Annotated in this window: 18 protein-coding genes and 1 pseudogene; 8 read left to right on the top strand and 11 right to left on the bottom strand. The window is 65.8% G+C overall.

Annotated elements, in window-relative coordinates; translation table 11 throughout:
* Positions 1 to 64: 64 nt before the first annotated feature.
* Entirely contained in the window at positions 65 to 2,011 is a 1,947-nt protein-coding gene (locus LJ362_RS15555; RefSeq protein ID WP_264799930.1) for an acetate--CoA ligase, read from the bottom strand.
* A 106-nt stretch (positions 2,012 to 2,117) separates the two neighbouring features.
* Here LJ362_RS15555 and LJ362_RS15550 point away from each other — a divergent pair, with 106 nt between their 5' ends.
* Entirely contained in the window at positions 2,118 to 3,566 is a 1,449-nt protein-coding gene (locus tag LJ362_RS15550) for a hypothetical protein (RefSeq protein WP_264799929.1), read from the top strand.
* Between the two features lie 12 nt (positions 3,567 to 3,578).
* On the opposite strand, the gene LJ362_RS15545 is transcribed toward LJ362_RS15550, so the two are convergent.
* The 4 genes and pseudogenes from LJ362_RS15545 to LJ362_RS15530 form a co-directional block, all read right to left on the bottom strand.
* Positions 3,579 to 4,544, bottom strand: a complete 966-nt coding sequence (locus tag LJ362_RS15545; RefSeq protein ID WP_264799928.1) for an NAD-dependent epimerase/dehydratase family protein — start codon at positions 4,542 to 4,544, stop codon at positions 3,579 to 3,581.
* Between the two features lie 74 nt (positions 4,545 to 4,618).
* Positions 4,619 to 7,461: pseudogene (locus LJ362_RS15540) on the bottom strand (alpha/beta fold hydrolase).
* Positions 7,462 to 7,468: 7 nt separating this feature from the next.
* On the bottom strand, positions 7,469 to 8,497 hold the full coding sequence (locus tag LJ362_RS15535) for a 3-oxoacyl-ACP synthase III (protein ID WP_264799927.1): 1,029 nt from the start codon (positions 8,495 to 8,497) through the stop codon (positions 7,469 to 7,471).
* Between the two features lie 124 nt (positions 8,498 to 8,621).
* Positions 8,622 to 9,650, bottom strand: coding sequence for a hypothetical protein (locus tag LJ362_RS15530; RefSeq protein ID WP_264799926.1), 1,029 nt, complete (start codon positions 9,648 to 9,650; stop codon positions 8,622 to 8,624).
* Between the two features lie 346 nt (positions 9,651 to 9,996).
* Between LJ362_RS15530 and LJ362_RS15525 the strand changes: the two genes are divergently transcribed.
* Entirely contained in the window at positions 9,997 to 10,800 is an 804-nt protein-coding gene (locus LJ362_RS15525) for a 3-oxoacyl-ACP reductase (RefSeq protein WP_264799925.1), read from the top strand.
* Between the two features lie 102 nt (positions 10,801 to 10,902).
* Here the strand turns inward: LJ362_RS15525 and LJ362_RS15520 are convergent, their stop codons facing one another.
* From LJ362_RS15520 to LJ362_RS15510, 3 genes are all read right to left on the bottom strand, one after another.
* Positions 10,903 to 11,472 (bottom strand): dienelactone hydrolase family protein, encoded by a 570-nt coding sequence (locus LJ362_RS15520; protein ID WP_264799924.1) that lies wholly within the window; start codon positions 11,470 to 11,472, stop codon positions 10,903 to 10,905.
* A gap of 14 nt (positions 11,473 to 11,486) precedes the next feature.
* Positions 11,487 to 13,070 (bottom strand): FMN-binding glutamate synthase family protein, encoded by a 1,584-nt coding sequence (locus LJ362_RS15515; RefSeq protein ID WP_264799923.1) that lies wholly within the window; start codon positions 13,068 to 13,070, stop codon positions 11,487 to 11,489.
* Positions 13,071 to 13,216: 146 nt separating this feature from the next.
* Positions 13,217 to 13,696, bottom strand: a complete 480-nt coding sequence (locus LJ362_RS15510) for a TM2 domain-containing protein (RefSeq protein WP_264799922.1) — start codon at positions 13,694 to 13,696, stop codon at positions 13,217 to 13,219.
* Positions 13,697 to 13,865: 169 nt separating this feature from the next.
* On the opposite strand from LJ362_RS15510, the gene LJ362_RS15505 reads away from it, so the two are divergent.
* Both LJ362_RS15505 and LJ362_RS15500 read left to right on the top strand, forming a co-directional pair.
* Positions 13,866 to 15,257: an MFS transporter gene (locus LJ362_RS15505; protein ID WP_264799921.1), complete on the top strand. Its 1,392-nt coding sequence runs from the start codon at positions 13,866 to 13,868 to the stop codon at positions 15,255 to 15,257.
* Positions 15,258 to 15,364: 107 nt separating this feature from the next.
* Positions 15,365 to 16,243, top strand: a complete 879-nt coding sequence (locus LJ362_RS15500; protein ID WP_264799920.1) for an enoyl-CoA hydratase-related protein — start codon at positions 15,365 to 15,367, stop codon at positions 16,241 to 16,243.
* 83 nt (positions 16,244 to 16,326) lie between these two features.
* Here the strand turns inward: LJ362_RS15500 and LJ362_RS15495 are convergent, their stop codons facing one another.
* On the bottom strand, positions 16,327 to 17,028 hold the full coding sequence (locus LJ362_RS15495) for an NUDIX hydrolase (RefSeq protein WP_264799919.1): 702 nt from the start codon (positions 17,026 to 17,028) through the stop codon (positions 16,327 to 16,329).
* A 188-nt stretch (positions 17,029 to 17,216) separates the two neighbouring features.
* Here LJ362_RS15495 and cls point away from each other — a divergent pair, with 188 nt between their 5' ends.
* Entirely contained in the window at positions 17,217 to 18,713 is a 1,497-nt protein-coding gene (gene cls / locus LJ362_RS15490) for a cardiolipin synthase (protein WP_264799918.1), read from the top strand.
* Positions 18,714 to 18,905: 192 nt separating this feature from the next.
* Here cls and LJ362_RS15485 read toward each other — a convergent pair whose 3' ends face one another.
* Together LJ362_RS15485 and LJ362_RS15480 are read right to left on the bottom strand one after the other, a co-directional pair.
* Positions 18,906 to 19,346, bottom strand: a complete 441-nt coding sequence (locus LJ362_RS15485) for a hypothetical protein (protein ID WP_264799917.1) — start codon at positions 19,344 to 19,346, stop codon at positions 18,906 to 18,908.
* 185 nt (positions 19,347 to 19,531) lie between these two features.
* Positions 19,532 to 20,566, bottom strand: coding sequence for an agmatine/peptidylarginine deiminase (locus LJ362_RS15480; protein WP_264799915.1), 1,035 nt, complete (start codon positions 20,564 to 20,566; stop codon positions 19,532 to 19,534).
* A gap of 200 nt (positions 20,567 to 20,766) precedes the next feature.
* Between LJ362_RS15480 and LJ362_RS15475 the strand changes: the two genes are divergently transcribed.
* From LJ362_RS15475 to LJ362_RS15465, 3 genes are all read left to right on the top strand, one after another.
* Positions 20,767 to 21,942, top strand: coding sequence for a CaiB/BaiF CoA transferase family protein (locus LJ362_RS15475; RefSeq protein WP_264799914.1), 1,176 nt, complete (start codon positions 20,767 to 20,769; stop codon positions 21,940 to 21,942).
* 128 nt (positions 21,943 to 22,070) lie between these two features.
* Complete coding sequence (locus tag LJ362_RS15470) at positions 22,071 to 22,859, top strand: DUF5819 family protein (protein ID WP_264799913.1); 789 nt, start codon at positions 22,071 to 22,073, stop codon at positions 22,857 to 22,859.
* On the top strand, positions 22,849 to 24,138 hold the full coding sequence (locus LJ362_RS15465) for an HTTM domain-containing protein (protein WP_264799912.1): 1,290 nt from the start codon (positions 22,849 to 22,851) through the stop codon (positions 24,136 to 24,138). Before LJ362_RS15470 ends, LJ362_RS15465 begins: the two co-directional genes overlap by 11 nt.
* The last annotated feature ends 34 nt before the right edge of the window (positions 24,139 to 24,172 follow it).

Genomic DNA, 24,172 nt, shown 5'->3' with positions numbered 1-24,172 from the left:
CGATCCGGTGCGAACCTCCGAGGTTCGCATCGGATCGCGTCTGCGTGCTGAAGGCTCCGGCTTCTCAGCTGCGGGCGAGCACCGCCCCGAGATCATCGAGAACGCTGCGATCTTCGATCGTCGACGGCACTGCCCGATCGGCGTCGCCGTCGGCGATCTGCCGCATCGTCTTGCGCAGGATCTTGCCCGACCTGGTCTTCGGCAGACCCGAGACGATGTCGACGCGTTTGAATGCGGCGACCGGCCCGATCTCCTTGCGCACGAGCGCCACGAGTTCGTCGATGACGGTGTCCGGGTCGGCCGCCTCGGCGGAATCCCCGAGGACGACGAGGGCACGCGGGATCTGCCCCTTCACGTCATCGTGGACGCCGATCACAGCTGCCTCGGCCACGGCCGGGTGGGAAGCGACGACCGCCTCGATGATGCCGGTGGACAGGCGGTGACCGGCAACGTTGATGACATCGTCGGTGCGGCCCATGACGAAGACGTAGCCGTCCTCATCGAGGTAGCCGGAATCGCCGGTGAGGTAATAGCCGTCGAAGGCGGCGAGGTACGAGGAGATGAACCGCTCGTCATCGCCCCACACGGTTGCCATGGTGCCCGGAGGCAGCGGCAGCTTGATGACGATGAGCCCTTCCTCTCCGGCCCGAACGGGTTTGCCACCGGGGTCGACGACCTCGACCTGGAAGCCGGGAGTCGGCTTCGTCGACGATCCTGCTTTGAGGGGGAATCGGTTCAGTCCCAGGGGATTGGCCGTGATCGGCCAGCCGGTCTCCGTCTGCCACCAGTTGTCGACGACAGGGATGTCGCGTCCGGTCGCCTCGGCGAGGATCTTCGTCGTCCACTCGTACGTGTCGGGATCGAGACGTTCCCCAGCGAGGAATTCCGCACGCAGGGACGACAGGTCGTACTTCTTCATCAACTCACCGTTCGGATCCTCCTTGCGCACCACGCGCATGGCCGTCGGGGCGGTGAAGTGGACGTTGACCTTGTGCTGCTCGATGGCGCGGAAGAAGGCTCCGGCATCGGGGGTGCCCACGGGTTTGCCTTCATAGAGCACCGAGGTGACGCCGGCGAGCAGGGGTGCGTAGATGATGTACGTGTGCCCGACGACCCACCCGACATCGGAGGCGGTGAACATCGTGTCGCCGGGCTGAAGGCCGAAGACGGTCGGCATCGAGAAAGCGCCGGCCACCGCGTATCCGCCGGAATCGCGGACGATTCCCTTCGGTTTGCCGGTGGTGCCCGAGGTGTAGAGGACGTAGAGCTCGTCTGTGGCCTTAACGGGCACGGGGTCGATGCCCTCGGGTGTCTGGGCGAGCAGTTCGGCGTAGTCGAGGTCGGTCTCGCCGAGTTCGCAGCGGTGTTCGTCTCGTTGGACGATGACGGTGAAGTCCGGTTTGTTCTCAGCGATCTCGATGGCCTCATCGAGCATCGGATTGTATTCGAGGACTCGGCTCTTCTCGACTCCGCAGGAGGTGGAGATGACGGCCTTCGGGGCGGTGTCGTCGATGCGCACGGCCAGTTCGTTCGGGGCGAAGCCGCCGAAGACGACCGAGTGGATCGCGCCGAGGCGGGCGCAGGCGAGCATGGCCACGGCCGCCTCGGGGATCATCGGCATGTAGATGACGACGCGATCGCCCTTGGTCACCCCTCTGTCGGCCAGAGCCCGAGCGAAGCGGGAGACCTCGTCGAGCAGTTCTGCGTAGGTGATGGAACGGACGGTGTCTGTGACCGGCGAGTCGTAGATGATGGCGGCCTGGTCGCCGCGGCCGTTCGCGACATGTCGGTCGAGCGCGTTGTAGCAGACGTTGAGCTCGCCGTCGGGGAACCAGCGATAGATCGGCGCATTCGAATCGTCGACGGCCTTCGTCGGTTCGGTGATCCAGGCGATGTGGTTCCTGGCCTGCTCGAGCCAGAACCCCTCGGGGTCCTCGGCAATGCGGGACACGACGTCGTCGTAGCTGGGTGCGGAGTTCTCGGTGGTGTTCATGATCCTATTGTGACGCATGGCACAGTGATGTGAAGAGGTGGGGTGCACATCCTCGGGGAGTGCCATCGGCACGAAAGTCGACCCATTTCCCTGCACTCGGACCAGGAGAGGGCACAATGGGGTTATGAGATTCCTGGTTGCACTGATCCTCGGCCTGGCGGTCATGTTCGGTCTGAACGCCATCTTCGACTTCTTTGCGATGGCGCGACCGTGGGGTTCGATCCTCATGGGCGTCATCGTCGGACTGACCATGCTCGTCGTCCTGCTCGTCTGGGAGGCCGTGCGCCCGACCCAGCCGAAGGGCGAATCGGCGAAGGCCAAGGCCAAGGCCAAGGCGCAGAAGAGCGAAGACGACCGAGCGAAGGCCCGTGCCGAACGACGTGCCCGACTCGCCGCCGAGGCGGGAGTGAGCCTCGAAGGCATCGACGGTGCCCTGCCGGGATCCACCGCCCAATCGTCGGAGGTGGCCTCGTCCGATGGGTCAGCCGAAGAGGCTTCCGCCGAGGGGGGTTCCGCCGCAGGGATGGCTGCAGCCGACGATTCCGCCGAGGCGGCGTCGGGGGAAGCGACACCCGCCGAGGGTGCATCGGCTCAGTCGACACCCACAGAGACGGTTCCGACTGCGAGCGAGTCCGCCGGCAGTGCGACAGCTGACGGCTCGGACGCGGCTGGGGCCGCGGCGACGAGCGAAGGCGAGGAATCGGCTGGGACCAGCGCCGCTGCCGACGGTGCGGCGACCGCTTCGCCGAACGAGGCGACGACCGTTGGGTCGGACGAGGCGCCTGAGACCGACGCGACCGAGCACGCGGCTGAGCAGAACAGTGAGACGGACTCGTCCCTGGAATCTGACGGAGCCGAAGGCGACGAGACCTCGAAAGGCGAGGAGCGACGCACTGAGTCTGCGAAGCCCGCAGTGGTGGTGAAGCCCGCACAGCCGGCAGCGCCGGTCGCCTCCGCACAGCCATCCGCATCTGCGCCTTCCGATGGATCCGAAGCCGCCGACGCCAGCGTCGCAGACACCGAAACGACCGGCACCCGCACCAGTGACACCGAGGCAGGCGGCACAACCGCTGTCGACGGTGAACCGGCTCGGCCCGCTGAGAAGCCGGCCGCGCGGTCAGGGGATTCATCCGAACTGCCTCCGCCTCCGCCGATGCCACCGGAATTCCCGGCTCAGCCCACGGCCGCACCACAGGCTGCAGATACCGCTGCACCACAAGCCGCGGATACGACGAACGAGACCATGTCTGCGGCTCCGTCGCTGAACAAGGACGATGTCAGTGACAGCGGATCCGCCTCGGCGTCCGATCCCGAACTCGAAGGACCTGCCGAAGACCCGGCGACGCTCGACCCGGAGGAATTCGACGAATCCGCCAGCGGCTCCTCGCTCGAGGCACCGCCGACCGGTGAACCCGGAATGTCGGCTGACGCGCTCTCCGGCAAGATGCCCGATGAGGCCGAGGAGTCCGCTGGCTCGGCCGAGGAAGAGCCTGCCGAAGACGAGACTGCGGACGACCGGGCACGTGAGAGCGAGGAACCGTCGGCCGAGGAGAACAACCAGTACCGGCTCTGATCCGGCACACCTTCAGGCATAGTGCGCGGCGAGGATCTGCAGACCCTCTTCGATGCTGACGCGGGGAGTCCAACCGAGGACTTCCTGCGTTCGCCGCTGGTCGAACCAATGCGCGGTCGACAGCTGTTCGGCGAGGAACCTCGTCAACGGTGGTTCGTCGTCGTGCTCTCCGAGCTCCCAAACCTTTTCGACCACAGACCCTGCTGCCAGCGCCGGGGCCACCGGAATGCGCAGCTTCGGCTCCGCCGCTCCGCCGGCGATTGCGATGCGTGACATCAGCTCACCGATGGGGCGCGGCTGACCGTTCGTCACCACCAGTGCCTCACCATGGGTGGAATCGACCGTGGTCACCGCCGCGACGATCGCCTCCACCGCATTGTCGACGAACAGGGTGTCGACCAGCGCCGCTCCCGATCCGAGCACCGGCATTCGCCCCGATCGGGCACGGTCGATGACCCGTTCAGTGAGCTGGGTATCACTCGGGCCCCACATGAGGTGCGGACGCAGGACGAGCACCCGAAAGTCGGACGAGTCCGCGCCCAGAGCAATCCGCTCACCGGCGCCCTTCGTCCGCGCATATTCGCCGCGCGCAGACTCCGGAGACGCCGGTTCGGCACCGTCGCCGATGATCGACTCACCGGTATGTGCCACCGACGGCGACGAGATATGGACCAGCCGCTCCACGCCGGCGGCCCGTGCCGCATCGACGAGTGTGCGAGTGCCGCCGATGTTCACGGCCTCGAAATCCTTGGGATCACCCATCATGGACACCTTCGCGGCCAAGTGCACGACTGCCTCGGAGCCGGTGACGGCCTGATCGACGGCAGCCGCATCGGTTACCGAACCGATGACATCGACGGCACCGTCGACCCCTGAGGGGCGACGCTGCAGAGTGGTGACCTCGTGACCGGCGGTGACGAGTGCACGGGCAACGGACGAACCGAGTAGCCCGGAGGCTCCGGTGACGGTGATTCTCACTTCAGCTCCTCGTGAACGGGGGACGACTCAGATTCGGGACAGCGCCGATGCCGGGGACGGCATGCGACGCGACCTCAGACGCTGCCGCGCACCGGCCCACCAGTCAGGACGCTGTCGGCCCAGGCGGCGAGACGGGAACGGTCGATCTTCGAATTGTGGCGGATGTCGGTGGGGAACTCGGGCGCGACAAGCACCGCGGCCAGGTCGTGACCGCTGACGTCGAGCACCTGCTCGCGCAGACGCTCGGTCAGCTCCAAGGGCGCCAACCCCGGTGCCAATGCGGTGCCCTCGGCATCGAGCACGGCCACAAGCGCCTGGGTGCCGACGGGCCCGATGCCCACGATGGAGCTGCGGCTGACCTGCGCATCGGCGTCGATGAGTGCTTCGAGGCCTCCGGGCCCGACCGGTCCGCGCGGGGTCGTGACGACATGCTGCAGACGTCCCTCGAGCCACACGCGACCGTTCTCATCGATGTGGCCGATGTCGTTCGTGCGGTGCCAGGTCAGACCATGCAGATCATCACGCGCCGAATCCGCAGTCGTGCGCCACAGATTGTCGTAGCCGGACTTGATATGGGCGGCACTGACGACGAATTCGCCGAGGCGGCCCCGCGCGGCCTCACCCTGCAGCAGCTCATCGGCCGAACGTCCCGACTCATCGATGGGGGCCAGAGCGAGTTCGACGCCGTCGATCGGCTGTCCCACGCACACCCCGAGACCACCGGTGGCATCGGCGGCGGCCACACCGTCACGGTCGATGTCGGTGAGCAGGAGCCCCTCGGTCATACCGTAGGGGGAATGGATGGACGCGTTCGGGAACACCTCGGCGATGGCATCCATGAGCTCCAGCGGCACGGGCGCGCCGCCGAGAGCACGAGTTCGACCCCGGCGCACGCTTCCCGCTGCGTCTCATCGAGCTCACCGGCGGTCGCGGCGACGTTCGTATACGCGGCAGGAGAGGCGAAGACCATGGTCGCCCGTCCGGCGATGATCGCATCGGCGATCGCTGTGGCCGTGAGCGTCTTCGGTTTCGTCACCGACATGTCCGGTGTCACCGAGGTGGCCCCGATGGCCGGTCCCAACAGGGCGAACGGTGGGAACCCGGCCACCAGACCGGTGCCCTCCGTGACGTTGAAGGTCCTGGTCAGAACGGCCGCCAGCGCGGAGATGTCCGCATGCGTATAGCGCACGCCCTTCGCCGGTCCCGTCGACCCGGAAGTGAAGAGGATCGCCGCATCGGCATCCGGTGCCGGGGCCGGCAGCTCGGCCCGGTGCGGGGTGCGGGAGAGTTCGGTCAGGCTCGTCTCTGCCTTGAACATCCGGGAACGCACGGGCCCAAGCGGACGCACCGAGATGCGTCGTCCGGGCCAGCCGAAAGCGCGGGCCAGTGTGAGTCCCGGCAGTTCGCCGATGATCCACTGCGGATCGGCCGAGGTGATCGCCCGGGTCATTCCCTTCGGGCCGAGTCCGGCATCGGCGACGACGGCGACCGCGCCGATCTTCAGGCACGCATAGAGGGCGGCGGTGAGATTGTTGCCCGGAGGCACGAGCATGGACACCCGGTCCCCGGGCTGCACCCCGAGGTCGAGCAGCCCGTTCGCGATCGACGTGGTGACGTGCCACAGGTGGCGCCACGTGATCTGCTGCGCCGGATTCTGTGCGAAGTCGACCGAGGCGATCGCCTCGTCGTCGCGGCGGGCATCGAGGATCGCCGTCACCGCGCGGACCTCCGCGGATCCGTTGCCGGTGGCGGAGTCATCCGCGACATCGGAAGTCGATCCCCTCGCCGAGGAGGACGTTCCAGACCGCGCGGATGCTGCTCCCGTCGCCGAGGCGGCCGTGCCCTTCCGCTCGGACGATCCCTTCGCGGGGGCCGCCTCGGTGGGGGTATTCGCAGTGTCCGGCGCATCGAACCGGGAGCTCAGCCAGTCGAGGACGAGACCGGGTACATCGTGGTCTTCGCTGACGAGGTGGGAGGCGGTTTCGAACCGGTGCACGTCCGCCTGCGGCAGGCGCTGCCGCAGATCCCGCAGATAGCGTTCGAGGAATACCGGATCCTTCGGGCCCCAGATGAGAAGCGCCGGTTTGTCGAAGACGGCGATGTCCGCACCGATGCGCTGCAGCTCGGGATCCGACGGGTGGTTCGCATCGACGGGGATGTCGGCGACGAAGTTGCCGATCGCCCACCGCTCCTGCGCGGACTGGTACGGGGCGTTGAACGCGGCCTTGGTCTCGGCATCGAGGTCGCCGAGGTTCAGCGTCACGCGCAGGAACCAATCGGTGAGGACGGTGGCCGTCGGCAGCATCGGCCCGGCCAGAGTCGCACGCAGCGGCGCGGGCACCGGGGCATCCTCGGGCTGGTGGACGGCCGTGTTGAGGCTGATGGCCGCGGACACGATATCGGTGTTGCGGGAAGCCCAGCCGAGCGAGAGCACGCCGCCCCAGTCATGGCCGATCGTCACGATCGGGTGGCTGCCGGAACCTGCGGTTCGTGCGGCACTGCCGGCCACCTCGGCGAACAGGTTTGAGACGACCGCATCGAAATCGTTGATGCGATCGGCGATGCGGCGCACCTCATCGGATTTCGGGGTCGGCATCGACTCGTGGGCGATCCGTTCGGAGAAGCCCATCTCGAGCTGGTCGGGGGCGATGAGCCGCCAGGCGCGGCCGCCGGACGGCGCGGCATCGATGGTGGCCTGCGCCAGCCTGCGCCACAGATACGACCAGGTCGGGTTGCCGTGGAGGGCGACGATCGTGCCCGCCGGCTCCACCCCGGCAGCGGTCAGGGCGGGCAGTGTGTCGAGCACATGGAACGTGTGCGTCCCATCGGAGGTTTCCGCCTCGACGATTCGGGACCAGGCGGGGTCCCACTCGGGCAGCTGCGGGGGAGTCGTGGCCGGCCGTGCAGGAAATCTCATGAAGTCTCTACCACTCGATCTCGGTCATGGCGGTGTTGAGGCCGGAGCCGACACCCATGCACAGGATGCGGTCGCCGGGGTTGAGCGAATCGGCCTCACGGGCAAGCGTGATGGGCAGGGAGGCGGGGCCGACGTTGCCCAGCTCCTGGTAGGTCGTGGGGATCCGATCAGGGTCGAGGTTCGCGGCTTTCGTGATGGAGTTCGTGTGCACATCGGAGACCTGGTGCATGACGTAGCGGTCCATCTCCTTCCAGTCCCAGCCGGACTCGTGGGCTTCCTCCCACGCGGCGACGACGAGTTCCATCCCACCGGAGAGCAGCCCCTTGGTGTCGGTGAACATGCCGTTGTGGTCACCGACGCACAGTGCGTGATGCTGGGTGGCGGCCCGGGTGATGCCGCCGAGGATGCGGTGGCCTTCCGGGTGTTTGTCGGCGGGGCCGAGGACGGCGGCAGCGGCACCCGAGCCCAGCGTCAGGGACGCGAATTCGTTGAGGTACTCCTCGCGGGTGATCTCCGGACGGTTGAGGCGGCGCAGCGTCGCGTCCTGGACGCGGGAGGCGTCTTCGCCGGCGACGATGAGGGCGTATTCGATCTGCCCGGCGTCGATCATGTTCGCGGCCAGGGTCATTCCGTTGACGAATCCGAGGCAGGCGTTGGCGATGTCGAAGTTCATCGCCTGCGGGCCGAGCCCGATGCCGGCGTGGACGCCGACGGCCACGGACGGTTCCAGGTGCTCACGGGTCACCGATGTGTTGACCATCAGTCCGATGGCGTCGGGAGGGACCCCCGCCTCGGCGAGAGCCTTCTTTCCGGCCGCGATCGCACCATCGGCGAATTGGTGGGGCTCATCCCAGTTTCGGCGGGCGTACACACCGGCGACGCGTTGGAGCAGACCCTGCGGCAGTTTGAGAGATAACAGCGTATCGGCGAGGCGGTCGTCGAATTCCTGCGAGGTCACTTCGTTCGGGGCCAGGGTCTCGGTCAGGCCGAGCAGGGCCACGTTCGAGTGCCGAAATGTTGCGTTGCCATTCGCCAATTGAAGTACTCATCCCTTTTCGGGTCGTTCGTCGGTGTCGATATCGTCCGCAGAGGCGCGCGCCTGACGCGTCACCACGGGGGAATTCCGGACCTATCTTACCGCCCGGTTTCTGAGATGTTCATCAGCGTGTGAACCAGGTGAAGCCGTCATAGAGCAATCCTGTGGCGGCGAGCACAGCAATGACGGCGAGAACGAGCGAGGTCACAGTGTGCGAGACCTTCGACGTCTGGAAGCGCACGGCACGCGAATACGACATCGGACGATCGGTGACGTTGTGGCCGAACTGGGCGAAGATCCGCCAGTCCATGACGTCGACGAGCGACTTCGCGGCGAGGGTGAAGACGATGATGCAGCCGATGCCCATGAACAGCAGGAACACGAAGCCGAAGAAGCCGAAGTCCTTGAAGAACGTCACCACCCGGTCGCCGATGGCCACGGCGAAGGCGGAGAATCCGTCGCCGAAGGGCAGGGCGTCGAACGAGTCGGTGATCGTGGACAGGCTGATGTTGTCGCGCACCGTCTGCACGGACCCGATGTACATGAAGATCGACGCGGCCAGGGCGACGAGCAGGTTGATGATCGAGATCGTCGCATTGTCCGGCCAGAAGTCCAGGTGCTTGATCGTGTAGGTCGCCGAGAGAGCCACGCAGATGATCGCGCCTGTCAGCGCGCCGATGGTGGCCGGCAGCAGCAGGTTGTTGAAGAACACGAAGGCGACGACGGCGATGAGAGCGGCGCCGAGGATGTAGGTGAACACTGCGACGGTGTCGCCGTTGGCCGCGGTGGCAGCCCGTCGGTTGGCCTCGATCATCTGGCCGGAGTGCTGGACGTTGGCGGCGAGTTCGTTCTTCGTCGCCCGCGGCAGATCGGCGTCGTCGGCGTAGCCCTGTGCGTTGTAGCCCTGCGCGTTGCTGGGAAGAACGCGGGTCTCATCCTCGCTGCTCCACGGGCGACCGGACTGGTTGTAGCCGGGCTGGCCGTAGGGGTTTTGGCCGTATCCCTGAGTCTCCGGGTAGCCGCCCTGGGCGCCGCCTCCACTGGCGGGGTTCCTAGGCTGCCATCGTCCGAGCTTCGCTCCGATGAAGTAGATGACGAAGACGACGAGAGCCGCGAGGACTCCGATGGAGATGCCGGCGCCGAGCTCGTTCATGAGGGTGACTTCCTGGGGATGGAAAACGGTGGTCTTCTTTTCAGTCTATGGACTCATGGCGCTCAGAGCACGTTCCGTGGCCCATGTGCGCGCGGTTCGCAGCGATTTGCTCCTTGCTGAGCGGGGTGCGGACGCGGCCATCACACGATTGTTGGGTCAATCCGCGGTGTTCTGAACGGCGATATCACCGTGGAACGACCCAACAATCGCCACGTACCACGGTGGTTTCGCGCTGCAGCGCCGTCGCGCACGACTCGGTGCTGGCGCGCGACTCTGTCCTGGCGCGCGTGGTTCGTGGGTATGGTGGGGTCAGGATCCGCCCACCGACGTCCGAAGGAGACACGCGATGAGCAACCCACAGGCTTTCACCTCCGAGGCTCTGCCTCTCGATGAGCAGGTCGTGCTCGTCACCGGGTCCGGACGCGGCCTGGGCGCTGCGATCGCCAAGGCCTTCGCGCCGGAAGGTGCGGCGCTGGTCATCAACTACCGGTACTCGGCCGAGGCTGCAGAAGAGCTCGCCGAGGCGGTCCGTGCTCGCGGTGGGCGTGCAGTGGCCATCGAGGCCGATGTCACGGACTCCCGCGCCGTCGACGCCATGTTCGAAACCGCGGCCGCCGAGTTCGGTTCTCCCGTATCCACTGTGGTCAACAATGCTCTCGCAGACTTTTCGTTCAACGGCGATGAGCGCCAACCGGCCGATGAGATCGACTATTCGGATTTCGCCGACCAATTCCGCGGTTCCGTCGAGGGCGCGGTCAATACGATCCAGGCCGCGATGCACGGTTTCCGTGAGCTCGGTTCCGGCCGTGTCATCAATATCGGCACCAACCTGTTCCAGGACCCGGTCGTGCCGTACCACGACTACACGGCTGGCAAGGCGGCGCTGCTGTCGCTGACCAGGACGTTCGCGAAGGATCTCGGCCCGACCGGGGTGCGGGTGAACATGGTCTCCGGTGGACTGCTGCGCACCACCGATGCGTCCTCGGCGACACCCGAAGAGGTCTTCGACCAGATCGCGGCCGCCAGCGCGCTGCGACGGGTGACGACTCCGGAGGACTTCGCCTCGGCAGTGGTGTTCTTCGCCTCTCCCGCTTCGCGTGCGGTGACCGGTCAGAATCTCATCGTCGACAACGGCCTCGTCATGGGTTGAGTCGGCCGACTGCGACGTGGGCGGGCCGCACCCACCAGCGTGGACGAGGCTGGGCAACCGATGGTCTGCGTGCAAGGGCGTCCCGGAGCCGGGAAGTGGACTTCAGAACCGGTCGAGGAAGGCCAAAGCCCGTTCGTAGAGCAGTTCTGCGCTGTCTTCGCGGTAGTCCGGAGTGGTCGGGTCACTGAACAGGTGGGTGCTGCCCGGGTAGAGGAAGTACTCCGCCTGCGCACCCGCTTGCGTCGCAGACTCCATCAGCGTCTCGATCGTCCCCGGGCTGCGCCAGGAGTCATCGACGGCGAAATGAGCCTGCACCGGCACTACCGCCTGCCAACGGGTCCGCTTGGGGAAGCCGCCGCCGTGGAAGAGCAGGACGCCGCGGGCCCGCGGATCGTTCTTGCCCATCTGCTGAGCGAGCGCGGCGCCGAGGGAGAATCCGCCGAAGACGAGATCGTCGCCGAGGTCCTCGCAAGCGTCATTCACCCGATCCACGAGGGTCGAGAACCCGACCTCCTGGGAGTGGGCGACTCCCGATTCTGCGTCGTCGAAGGTCCTGCCCGCATAGACGTCGGGAGTGTGGACGGCATATCCGGCCAGGGCGAAGCGTTCGGCGATGGCGTCCATCCCGGACGTCCGCCCCAGAGCCGAATGGAGAAGGACAAGGGTGGTCATAGGAATCCTCTCACTCAGCGGCTGTGTCCGCGGGGGATCGAGAACGTGTCCGCGCGGGCCGTGGCCCAGTCGTCGGCCCACTCCGAGGGGGTGTCATCAAGGAGCTCGCCGGGCTTCAGCCAGTCGTAGAGGCGAGCATAGGACCAGGATTCCGAGGCCGAGACATTGCGTCGCAGCATCGTCGGCTCCAGCTCGTCGGGTGCGGCCGCACCCATCGATGCCATGAGGCGGACCGCCTCGGCGACGACTCCATCGTGGTAGTTGCGCACACGTTCGGCCTTGGTGGGCACGTCGATGGCGCGCGCTCGCCGCGGATCCTGTGTGGCGACGCCGACAGGGCATTTGCCCGTGTGGCAGGCCTGGGCCTGGATGCAGCCGACGGCCATCATCATCGCGCGGGCGGAGTTCGTGAAGTCGGCGCCCTGGATGAGGCGTTTGACGATATCGGTGCCGGTGGCGATCTTGCCCGAGGCGCCGACCTTGATCTTCTTCCGCAGGCCCGCGCCGACGAGCGCGTTGTGGACGATCATCAATCCCTGCGTCAGAGGCAGACCGACATTGTCCTCGAACTCCAATGGTGCAGCACCCGTGCCGCCTTCGGAGCCGTCGACGATGATGAAGTCCGGCAGGATCTGGGTCTCCACCATGGCCTTGACGATCGAGAGGAACTCCGTGCGCGAACCGACGCACAGTTTGAATCCGGCGGGTTTGCCTCCGGAGAGTTCACGCATCTGCCGGATGAACTCGAGCAGTTCGATCGGGGTCGAAAATACCGTGTGTCCTGGAGGGCTGATGCAGGTCTGGCCGACGGGGATGCCGCGGATCTCGGCGATCTCCTCGGTGACCTTCGGCCCAGGCAACACGCCGCCGATGCCCGGCTTCGCACCCTGGGAGAGCTTGAGCGAGACCATCTTCACCTGCGGGTCCTGCGCCTTCTCGGCGAAGGTCTCGGGGGAGAATTCTCCTTCGGGGGTGCGGGCGCCGAAGTATCCGGTGCCGAGCTCCCAGATGAGGTCGCCGCCGTGCTCACGGTGATACGGCGAGATCGATCCCTCACCGGTGTCGTGGGCGAATCCGCCCAGCGCCGCCCCCTTGTTCAGAGCTCGGATGGCGTTGGTGCTCAGCGAGCCGAAGCTCATCGCCGAGACGTTGAGCAGCGAGATGTCGTAGGGCTGAGTGCACTCGTCACCGCCGACCCGCACGCGCGGTGGCCTGGGCGGATTGGGGATCGGCATGTTCGAGTGCATGAGCGCCTCGTAGCCGGCGCGGTCGACATCGTGCTCGGTGCCGAACGCGTGTTCGGAGTGAGTGCCGTTGGCTCGTTCGTAGATGGTGGTGCGGGTGTCGCGATTGAACGGGCGTCCGTCCCAGTTGCGTTCGATGAAGTACTGCTGGATCTCCGGCCGGATCGACTCCAGCAGGAATCGGGCGTGCCCGGCGATCGGATAGTTGCGCAGGATCGAGTGCTTCTTCTGCGTGAGATCCCATGCGGCGAGTGCGCCGAGTCCGAGGGCCGAGGCGGCCGCCGCCGCTCCTGCGATCTGCTTGCCTGCCGATTCGCCGGTGACCATCCGGACAATGGGGAATTGCCGTTTCATTGTGCCTCCTTGAACTGTCCTGTTCTCGAGCCTAGACCGAGATCGTGCAGTTTTCAGGAAAGGCAGACCTGAGACAGTCGTGGACTGTCGGCGAACCGTCTCAGAAGAGGCTGCCGAGATGCATCAGAACACGAGGCGGAACCGTCTCAGAAGAGAACGCCGAGCAGTGTGGTGACGAGCTCGTCGACCTGCATCGAATAGGCGACGATGAGGGTGAACCCGGTGGCGATCCATGCGATTTCCTTGTCGTGGACGTAACCGCGAAGCGGCTCTCGCCGATAGCGCAGACCGCCGGCGAGAACGATGCCGAGATCGATGATCCACCAGATCCCCAATCCGCCGAGGCTGAGCAGCTTGAGCGTGCCCGTGAGGTACCGGCCGGTGTAGAACCGATCACAACCGAGGACTCCGAAGAGCATCGACAGCAGCCAGGTGATGACGAAGGAGCGGTTGCCGGGAACGTCCGTGTGCTGGCCTTCGGTCGGCGCAAGCGATTCCAAGGACGAGGTGGTGGCACCGGGGGAGGACGCGGCGGGGTTCTGTGGAGCGGCTGACGGGTCAGAGAGCACGGCAGGGCGGTTCGCGGGGTCTGCGCTGAGTGCGGGAATCTCGCTGGTCGCCGTCATCGCTGGCACGTCCATTCACTGCTCGTCGAACTTCTGGTCTTCAGCCTAGAAGTCGGAGGGCCGCCTCGGCGATGGGGTTATCCTCCGCATCCTCGCGGTGTCGGGACTCACACGGTCCGGGACCCGGAATCGTTTGAGCCGCGAATGTCGGAGGCATAGCGTAGGGCTCATGAGCACAGGTGAGCCGAGTCCGACAAGCACTCGGCGTACCGTAGCCGCGGTCTTCCTCGCGGGAGTCTCCGTCTTCCTCGTCCTCTACGAGACCCAGGGCCTGCTGCCGGCGATCCGGGACGCCTACGGAATCGACGGTCCGACGGCGAGCCTGACCGTGTCCGCGACGAACGTGGCCATGGCTTGCTTCCTCATCCCGTTCTCCATGCTCGCCCCGCGCATCGGCCACGCCCGCCAGATCGGTGCCGGAGTGATCGTTGCGGCGATCCTCGCGCTCGTCCTTCCCTTCACTCCGACCCCGGAGCTGCTCATCGTCGTCCGGTTCCTGCAGGGCGTGGCGATCGCCTCGGTGCCGGCCACGGCCATGGCCTACCTGTCCCTGCGCCTGCCACCCGCCGCCCTGCCCGGAGCGATCGGCGTCTACATCGCCGGCAACACGATCGGCGGGCTCTGCTCGAGGCTGCTCACCGGGCTGGCGTCGGAATTCCTCGGCTGGCACGGCGGGCTTGCGTTCACCGCGGCCGTGTCGCTGATCTTCGGGCTCATCGTCGTCTGGCTGCTGCGCCACGATCTCTTCTCCACCGCCCGCAGCCGGGCCGTCCTCGACACGGACGATTCCGCTCCGTCCGATACGGATCCCACCCTCACCGAGGCGGCCGACCCTGACGCTGTCGCCGCAGGTGACGGCAGTGCCAGCAATGCTCTCGCCGACGGTAATGACGTCGCGGCCGCCACCGATGGGTCCGTCGACGACGATGCCGACTCTGCCGGGGACGCCACCGACGACGGTGGGGCTGGGAGCGCGCAGCCGCCTCGGCGAGCGATTCCGCTGCGCGGAGGTCTGTGGCGGATCTACCTCACCGGGTTCCTGTGCATGATCGTCTTCGGCGGATCGTTCACGATGCTCGGCACCCGCCTGCAGCAGGATCCGTGGCACCTGAGCGAGGGCGCAGTCGCCCTGTTCTTTCTCATCTACCTCGTCGGCACCGTCGTCACCACGTATTACGGCCGCTTGGCCACGAAGTACCCACGCACTCGGATCACCCTGGCGGGGATGGTCATCGCGCTCGCCGGTGCGGGGCTGACTCTGGTCGATTCGCTCGTGGTGATCATCATCGGCATGTCGCTGCTCACCGCCGGATTCTTCCTCGGACATACGGGTGCTTCCGCGGCGGCGAGTGCCGCCCGGCCGGGAGTCGACTCGACCCGTTCCGCAGCCATCTACCTCACCGTCTACTACCTGGGTACGAGCCTCGGCGCCTGGCTCTCGGCGGTCCTCTTCGCCGACTTCGCTTGGCCGGGAGTCGTCGCCATGTGCGCGAGCTCCCTCATCGTGGTCTTCGTCTTGACCTTGACCGGTGCTCCGCTAGGCTTCAGGAAACGCAGCTGATCGCTCGTTCAGTGTCGCCGGCGTCGGCGGCCTGTCGCCTGCGGTTGCGTCGTGCTCCTCATCCGCCGGTGACTTCCGCGCCGGTATCGTCGTCGAAAGGCCAGTTCATGTCCGAGACCACCAACTCGACCGTCGTCTACGCGATCACCGACGGCGTCGCCCACGTCGAGATCGACCGTGCCGACAAGCTCAATTCGCTCACCCGCGAGGTATTCGAAGACCTCGTCGAGGCGGGGCTGGCACTGAAAGATTCGAGCGAAGTCAAGGCCGTGGTCCTGTCCGGTCGCGGTCGTGCCTTCAGCGCCGGGCTCGACTTCACCGAGATGGCCCGGATCGCCGAGGCCGGAGCAGCGACCCGCTCATCCGCTGAGGAAGCGGCCGAGCGGGACGCCGGTGAGTCCGGTGCGGCGGACTCCGTGGCCACCGCCGTCGATATCGGTGAGCGACTCGGTTCGGCCCGGGCACTGGCGCAGAAAGCCGTGCATGTGTGGTCGCTCGTCGAAGTTCCGGTCATCGCAGCGGTGCGTGGGGCGGCGCTCGGCGGGGGGCTGCAGATCGCACTCGGCGCGGACATGCGTGTGGCCGGACCCGATGCGAAGCTCTCACTCATGGAACTCAATTGGGGGATCATCCCCGATATGTGCGGCACCCAGCTGCTGCCACGACTCGTGGGACCGGCTCAGGCGAAGAAGCTCATCGTCACCGCCGATACGATCGGTGCCGAAGAAGCTCTGCGCATCGGCCTCGTCGAAGAGGTCGTCGAGGACCCTCTGGCTCGTGCTCTCGAACTGGCCGGGCAGATCGCGGGCCAGTCTCGGTCGGCGCTGGTGTGGGCGAAGCGGCTCGTCGACCTGTCCTATGACTCCGATTTCAGCATCGGTCTCGACGCCGAACAGGAAGCGCTCGCCGCGCTGTTGGGCACCGACGAGCAGAAGCAGGTCGTCGCCACTCGCCTGGCCGCGATGAAGGCACGTGCCAAAGGCTGAGGTCGAGATCGCCGGGGTCCTGCTGCGAACAGCGGGATCCTGGACTCAGGCGCGGGAAGTAGGACGCAGTCGAATGAGGAGACCTAAGAACCGCGGTTGGAGGGGAACTCCGGGCGGACGGGGTCGATGATCCGGTCTGCGGTGATCGCCTCGGCGACGGTGGAGAATTCGGAGAGCTCACGCAGCAGTACGAACGTCGGACGCATGAGCTTCAGCCGTCCGGCTCCCTCCTCTGCGAGGATCCCGGTCACCGAGCGCCACTCGCTCGTGTGCGCCTCCGTCGTCTGGTGCTGGGCGGCGGCGAGTTCGGGAGCCGCGATCGTATAGAAGTACGTATCGAAGCGTTTGGGCCGACCCAACGGCGTCACCCAGTTCGCCCACGGCTTGAGTCCGGCCGGGTCGAGGACCGCGCCCGTCTCCTCCTCGACTTCGCGCACAGCAGTGGCGAGCAGGACGCGCCAACCCTCGGCATCCTCGGCGATGGTCGAATCGGACCATGCGGAGGTGTGCACCTGCGGGTCGGGGACGGTGATGGTCGGTGCGGTCGTCGCATCGACGGGGTCGACGCGACCGCCGGGGAAGACGACGACGCCGGCGGCGAAATCCATCGTCGATACCCGGTGCTGGACGAACACCTCGATCCCCTGGTCCCCGTCGCGGAGCATAAGCACGCTGACAGCGGGCCTGATCGGGACCGCCTCGGCGTCGGCGATATCGGGACCGCGGCTCGCGCTGTCGGCGGTATCCGAACGGTCGGAACCCTCGGGGTTGATGTCTCGAATCACGTTCAGCACCTTCGCTCTCAGCAATTGAAGTCCTCTCCCAGTATGCCCGGGGTCGGACGGACGGCCGACGGTGGGGTGGGGCGAGTGCGCGCGGGGCGGGCAGGATACGATGGGTGACAATCTGACATCCTCCATCTGAGGCCGATAACCCAACCGGTGACGAACAGGGCGGGGTGAACGAGCACTATATGAGCAGTTTCGGGATCTATCCGTTCCTCAACATCAACCAGGCTTGGCCGAACTGGCTGATCATCATCCTGCTGTTGGTCGACATGATCATCCGCATCATCGCGCTCGGGTGGATTCCGCACAATCGCAGGCCGTCGGTCGCGCTCGGCTGGCTGCTTGCGATCTTCCTCATCCCGTATGTGGGCATTGCGGCGTTCCTGCTGCTGGGGTCGTCGAAGCTGCCGAAGCGGCGGCGGGACAAGCAGGCGAAGATGAATGACCTCTTCCGCGATCAGATCCGCCACCAGGCGATCGTCGGACGCCAGGACCATATGTCCGAACCGCTGAGTACCGCAGCGCAGCTCAACTTCGACCTCGGTGCCCTGCCGATGACCCACGGCAACTCCTTCGACCTCCACGTCGACAACCACGCCTGCATGGAGGCGATGGCCGATGCCGTCGCCCGAGCACAGCGGTTCGTCCACTTCGAGTTCTACATCGTCGCCATCGACGACACGACGAGGCGGCTGCTCGAATCGCTGCTGGCCGCGCACCGGCGCGGTGTGAGTGTACGGGTCCTCATCGACCATGTTGGATCGCTGGGCTACCCGGGCTATTCGGAGCTGGTGAAGAAGCTCGACGGTTCGGGCATCAGCTGGCGCCGTGCCCTGCCGATCCGCCCTTGGAAGGGCGAGTACCAGCGGCCCGACCTGCGCAATCACCGCAAGATCCTCGTCGTCGACGGGGAGGTCGCGTTCACCGGTTCGCAGAACATCATCGACCGCACCTACAACAAGGCTCGAAACCGCCGGAAGGGCTTCCAGTGGAAGGACCTGTCGGTGGAATGTCGTGGGCCGGTCGTCGAAGAGCTCGATGCCGTGTTCATCACCGACTGGTATTCGGAGACCGACGAGATCCTCGACGAACCCGACAGCTTCGAGCTCGAAGCTCCCGAATTCGGCGGCATCCAGGCGCAGATCGTGCCGTCGGGCCCCGGCTTCGAGGACGAGAACAATCTGCGCCTGTTCAACCACCTCATCTACAACGCGAATCGTCGCGTCGTCGTCTGCTCGCCGTATTTCGTGCCCGACGAGTCCCTGCTGCACGCGCTGACGACTGAGGCCAGATCGGGAGTCGATGTGCGCCTCTACGTCGGTGAGACGAGCGACCATTGGCTGACACACAAGGCGCAGCAGTCCTATTATGACGAGCTGGTGCGCGCCGGGGTGCGGATCTTCATGTATCACGCCCCGACCGTGCTGCATTCGAAGTTCCTCATCATCGACGACGAGGTCTCGATCATCGGTTCGTCGAATATGGATGAACGGTCCTTCGCGATGAACCTCGAGGTCACCCTCTTCATCGTCAACAAGGAATTCACTCAGCGCATGTACGACCTCGAAGCCGAACGCTATGCACCGAACTCCGTTGAGCTCAATGCCGAGGAATGGCGGTCGCGGTCGCTGCTGAAGAAGTATCTGGAGAACGTCGCCCGGCTGACGAGTTCGCTGCTGTAGTCGCGCGGGGACGCAGCCTGCCGCCGCGGTGGAAGCCGCGGTCATCCAATGCAGTGGGATCCGCAAACAGCATAGAAAAAGGCGTTTAGCCCAGTTTCAAAACTGGGCTAAACGCCTATTTCTGGGCCGTAGCGAACTAGGTCGGGGTCGCGCTGACCGAAGTGCGCGGCGACTCAGCCAGTCCGCCGACTCTCAGTGGTCGTCGGAGACTCCGGCCGGACCTTCGTCCTCGAGGTGACGCTCGGGATCGGTGATCGAGTCCTGGGCCTTCGGCGAGGACTTGTGCTTCGCCGTGGTGTTCGACTTCGCTGTTTCCTGCGCGGCCGTGGTGCTCTTCGCCGCCGTGTCTGCCTGCGCACCAGCCGAATCCTCGTCACCGTCGAATTCGGAGACGGGAGTGTTCGTGGCAGCGGCGGCATTGACCTTGTCGGCCGCGGTCTGCACGGCATCGGCCACAGCCGGGGACTTCTCACGGATGGACTGGTTGGCCTTCTCGACGGTGTCCTGGACGCGCGGGTCGGTCCACAGATCCTGAGCCTGGGCCTTCAGCCGTTCGTAGCTCTGACGCCCGGTGCGTGATCCCAGAATGAATCCGACTCCGAGACCGGCCAGGAGAATCAATCTCTTCTTCATGGTCTTGCTCCTCTTCGCAACTCGACGTCACCGTATTCGGCTCTGCTGTGCGGCACAGGTCCGAGCAGCGATGTGGCAGCGCACGGGCACTGTGCCCTCAAGATCCAGCTTATACCGAGTCGGGCTCTTACGGGTATGGATTCACCCGCGCCGTCATCGCAGATTCTCGACGGCAGCGGCTCGGCTCAGTCGAGACTCGGCTGCTGCTGGGTGATGCAGTGGATTCCGCCACCGCGGGCGAAGAGTTCACGCGCATCGACTCCGACGACCTTCCGCCCCGGGTAGACGCGCTCGAGCACGGCTGCCGCCTCGGCGTCCATCGGATCGTCGAAGGTGCAGGCGATGACCCCGCCGTTGGTGACGAGGTGATTGACATACGAATAGTCGACCCACCCTTCCTCGTCGCGCAGCACCTCGGGAGCCGGGATCGGCACCACTTCGAAGGCCGTGCCGTCGGCGGTGGTCTCGGCCGCGAACTGCTCCTTGAGCGCGCGACTGAATTCGTAGTCCGGATGTTCGGGATTGCGCTGATCGTGGACGAGGACGACGCCGGGGCTGGGCATCGTGGCCACGATATCGACGTGCCCACGCGTGCCGAAGGTCTGATTGTCCCGGTGCAGACCCCGGTCGAGCCAGATGACCTTCTTCGCTCCGATCGTGCGCGCGAATTCAGCCTCCACATCGGCCTCGGTCAGGTTCGGGTTCCGGCCCGGATCAAGCTGGACGCTCCGCGTGGCCAGCACCGTGCCCTGCCCGTCGACGTGGAATCCGCCGCCTTCGTTGCGCAGATCCGACGACACCACAGAAGCCCTGGCCAGGCCCGCCACGAACTCCCCGATGTGCTGATCGTGATCCCACGTTGCCCACTCCTGCGCGCCCCAGCCGTTGAATACCCAATCGACTGCGCGCAGTGCCCCGGCTTCGTCGATGACGAAGCTCGGCCCGATATCGCGCATCCACGCATCGTCGAGTTCGGCGTTGACGATTGTGATCGGATGAGCGATCCCCTCGCCGAGGTGGCGCTTGGCATGGTCGGTCTGTGCGCTGGTCACGACGACCGTGACCGGTGTGAACTCGCTGGTGGCGCGGGCAACGGCGGCCCAGGTGGCGCGGGCGGCTTCGGCTTCGACCTCCGTATCGCCGAGCGTGTAGCCGGAGGATGGGAACGCCATCCAGACTCGGTCCTGGGCGGCGGTCTCCGCCGGCATGTGCAACGTCATCGTTCATCCCTTCCTGGTGGCCCGGCACTGTGCCCGAGTGTAGCCAGAAACTCGCCGAGGCGGTCGACGGATTTCGTTGCCGCCCGCCCGGCTCTCGGCTCGTTTCCGCGGACGCTCACCCCACAGGCCAGGGCGGCCATGTCGATTCCGTATAGTCAGGCGAAGAACAGGCAAGTAGAACGTGCCGAAGGAGGCAGGAAGTGGAAGACCAGGATCTGCAGGAGATGTTCGGCCGGCGAGGGACGGGGCCGCTGGCCGGAACCATCGTCGCCGATTTCTCCCGAGTCCTCGCCGGCCCCTACGCGACGATGATGCTTGCGGATCTGGGCGCCACGGTCATCAAAGTGGAGGGGAAGACCGGGGACGATACACGTCACTGGGCGCCGCCTCGGCGAGGGGAAGATGCGACGTATTTCCTCACGGCGAACCGGAACAAGCACTCCGTCGTCCTCGATTTCAAGGACTCCGAGGACCTCTCCTTCGCTCAGCAGCTCGCCGCTCGTGCGGATGTGCTCGTGGAGAACTTCAAGGCCGGGGGACTGGCGAAGTACGGCCTCGACTACGAGACGGTCAGCGCGGTCAATCCTGGCATCGTCTACGCCTCGGTGACGGGTTTCGGCCGCGACAACCCGCAGCCGGGCTACGATCTGCTCATCCAGGGTCTGTCCGGATTCATGTCGGTCACCGGCTCCGAGGAGTCGGGCCCGGTCAAGGCCGGTGTCGCCGTCGTCGACGTGATCACGGGACTGCATACGGCGGTCGGCATCCTCGGTGCGCTCAACCATCGCAAGGACACCGGGGTCGGTCAGCTCGTCGAGACGAATCTGCTGTCCTCGGCGCTGTCCGGGCTGGCGAACCAGACCTCGGCCTATGTGGCCGGCGGCGTCGTGCCGCAGGCGATGGGCAACAAGCACCCGAGCCTCTACCCGTACCAGCCGATGCCCACGGCGGAGGGCCAGATCATCATCGCGTGCGGCAACGATAAGCAGTTCGCCCGCCTCGCCGAGGTGCTCGGCCACCCGGAATGGGCGGAAGACGTTCGGTTCGCGAACTTCGCCGACCGCAACGTCAACCGCGATGACCTCGAACCCGAGCTCATCGCGGCGCTGAGTGAGAAGACGAACCAGGAATGGTTCGACATCCTCACCGAGGCGGGGCTGCCCTGTGCGCCGATCAACTCGATCGCCCAAGGTGTGGACCTGGCATCGTCGCTGGGACTCGAGCCCGTCGCCGAGGCGGGTCAGGGCGATCGCGTCATCCCCACCGTGGCCAACCCGATCCGGTTGTCCGAGACCCCGCCCAGCTACGAACTGGCTCCACCGACGCTCGGCGACTCCACCGAAGCGGTCAAGGCGTGGCTGCGTTCACAGAGCTGAGCGCGCGGCAATACGCCTTTACAGCTGAAGTACTCTAGTCACTGTGTGCTTTCACCGTGGACTTCTTGGGGCGACCCGAGAATCCCGGTGCCGCCAGATGTGTTCGCTGAGAGAGATTCGGAACCGAGATGGACAATGAGCCGACCGGGGTCAAGCCTCGGCGACGATCGGCGGTGAAACGGACCCTGATGGTCATCGCGATGGCGATCACAGGGTTCCATATCTTCGCCAGCTTCCTGTGGATCGCCCCTGCCTCGACGGCGAGGGAGGTGATTCCCGGTGACCTGCTCTCCAAATACATGATCCCGCTGTGGGGACAGTCGTGGAGCGTGTTCGCCCCCGAGCCGATCAACGGCGACTACTACTTCGATGTGCGCGCGGTGATCAAGACCGACAGCGGCGAAGAGATCACTCAGTGGGTGCGGGCCACCGATGTCGAGCTCGACCATTCGACATACAAGCTGTTCCCGCCGCGGTCGGCGGGGCTGGGCGTCGGAGTGGCCTCGGACATCAAGGGCTCGTGGGAAGAGCTGCCCGACGATCAGAAGGCGATCGTCAAACTCGACTACTTCAAGGGCGACGATTCCGTCGACCGGCTGGAGACGAAGCTGAAGGACTACGACGACCCGGAGAACGCGATTCCCGCCTACCTGGAGAGCGAGCATCTGGCCACGGCATATGCGACGCAGGTGGCGAAGGCCATCTGGGGCGACGACGTCCAGCGCGTCCAATACCAGGCCGCCCGTCAGAACGTCGTGCCGTTCGCCGAACGCAATGACAAAGACGCGAAGCGTCCGAACATCCAGCCCGTCCCCGTGGGATGGCGCGCACTCGTCGTCGAAGACGATCAGTCCCAAGAGGAGTTCACGAAGTACTTCTGTGCCTCGGACGAAGTGAGGTGCGTCGGTGAACAGTGACGACACGAACCGCAAGGACCGGGACGATCCCGACGGCGAGGTCACGGACCAGCGGACCGGCACGGCCGCCTCGGCGGAGAAGCGGGAGAAGGACCACGGGTCGGACTTCGCGGGCCGCGGAAACGATGGGGCCGCCTCGGTGAGTGACTCGGCGCCCGAATTCGGGCTGGTCCCGGTGACGAGCTTGGTGCGGACGAAGCTAGCGCAGGGGTGGAACTGGCTCGAGGAGATGCTCACCGGCCGGTACCACGCAACGTACGGGCTGGCGGTGACGCGGATCCTCATCGGATTCACCGGACTCGGCCTCATCCTCACGAACTTCAGCGCGCGGCATTACACCTTCGGTGTGGGATCGGCCTGGAACGGGGAGATCGCCGAACCCAAGAGCGACTTCCCGAACATCTGGCTCTTCTCCCTCTTCCACCGGGCGGTGACGACTCCGCCGCTGTTCACGGCGATGATGATCGGACTCGCGCTGCTGGCGATCGTCATCATCCTCGGTTGGCGGACGCGGATCATCCTGCCGATCTACCTGGTGCTGTGGGTGAGCTTCATCGAGCTCAACGACGGGGCCGGGGATCAGGGCGACAACGCCTACCGGATGTTCATGATCGCGATGCTCTTCGCCGACACGACCCGCCGGTGGTCACTCGATGCCAGGCGGCGGGCACGGAATCCGGAGTTCCCGGACAATGACGGCGGGCAGTGGCGCTGGGCGCTCATCATGGCCAACAACCTTGCCATCGTCGTGCTCGCGTTCCAGGTGTGCGCGATCTACATGTCCGGCGGACTGTATAAGGCCGGTGGCCAAGCGTGGCAGCACGGATACGCCGTGTACAACCCGCTGCACACTCAGCAGTTCGGCACGTGGCCGGTGCTGTCGGACCTGATGACGGCGTGGGGGCCGATGGTCGTGGCGATCTCGTGGGGATCGATCCTCTTCCAGTGCGCCTTCCCGTTCATGCTCTTCAACCGTTACACCCGCATCATCGCGCTGCTGGGCATCCTGTCCTTCCACTTGGGCATCGCCCTGCTTATGGGTCTGCCGTGGTTCTCGCTGACGATGATCGCCGTCGATGCGATCTTCATCCGCGACCGCTCATTCGCGAAGGTCAGCGCCTACCTGCGGCATTGGTGGACGTCGTCGGCGCCGCGGTCGGTCGGTGGGGCTTCGGGCGGTTCCGCTGGTGGCCGTGGCGGTACGGCTGGTCGCGGCGGCGCGAAGGCCGGATCTTCGAAGACTCGTACGCGGACTTCCACAGGCTCCCGCGGCAAGTAACCGTCACGCACAGCGCTCAGCATCCAGCAGAAGC

It is taken from the genome of Brevibacterium sp. JSBI002, assembly GCF_026013965.1.
GTDB lineage: Bacteria > Actinomycetota > Actinomycetes > Actinomycetales > Brevibacteriaceae > Brevibacterium.
Note: the sequence above shows the minus strand (reverse complement) of the source record. Positions and strands in the feature narration are given on the sequence as shown.

Excerpts from the sequence above, each read along its gene's own strand:
- LJ362_RS15470 (WP_264799913.1), top strand. The coding sequence starts at position 22,071 with ATGGACAATGAGCCGACCGGGGTCAAGCCTCGGCGACGATCGGCGGTG.
- LJ362_RS15530 (WP_264799926.1), bottom strand. The coding sequence starts at position 9,650 with ATGAACGAGCTCGGCGCCGGCATCTCCATCGGAGTCCTCGCGGCTCTC.
- LJ362_RS15480 (WP_264799915.1), bottom strand. The coding sequence starts at position 20,566 with ATGACGTTGCACATGCCGGCGGAGACCGCCGCCCAGGACCGAGTCTGG.
- LJ362_RS15510 (WP_264799922.1), bottom strand. The coding sequence starts at position 13,696 with ATGACGGCGACCAGCGAGATTCCCGCACTCAGCGCAGACCCCGCGAAC.
- LJ362_RS15485 (WP_264799917.1), bottom strand. The coding sequence starts at position 19,346 with ATGAAGAAGAGATTGATTCTCCTGGCCGGTCTCGGAGTCGGATTCATT.
- LJ362_RS15500 (WP_264799920.1), top strand. The coding sequence starts at position 15,365 with ATGTCCGAGACCACCAACTCGACCGTCGTCTACGCGATCACCGACGGC.
- LJ362_RS15555 (WP_264799930.1), bottom strand. The coding sequence starts at position 2,011 with ATGCGTCACAATAGGATCATGAACACCACCGAGAACTCCGCACCCAGC.
- LJ362_RS15525 (WP_264799925.1), top strand. The coding sequence starts at position 9,997 with ATGAGCAACCCACAGGCTTTCACCTCCGAGGCTCTGCCTCTCGATGAG.
- cls (WP_264799918.1), top strand. The coding sequence starts at position 17,217 with ATGAGCAGTTTCGGGATCTATCCGTTCCTCAACATCAACCAGGCTTGG.
- LJ362_RS15520 (WP_264799924.1), bottom strand. The coding sequence starts at position 11,472 with ATGACCACCCTTGTCCTTCTCCATTCGGCTCTGGGGCGGACGTCCGGG.
- LJ362_RS15515 (WP_264799923.1), bottom strand. The coding sequence starts at position 13,070 with ATGAAACGGCAATTCCCCATTGTCCGGATGGTCACCGGCGAATCGGCA.
- LJ362_RS15550 (WP_264799929.1), top strand. The coding sequence starts at position 2,118 with ATGAGATTCCTGGTTGCACTGATCCTCGGCCTGGCGGTCATGTTCGGT.
- LJ362_RS15505 (WP_264799921.1), top strand. The coding sequence starts at position 13,866 with ATGAGCACAGGTGAGCCGAGTCCGACAAGCACTCGGCGTACCGTAGCC.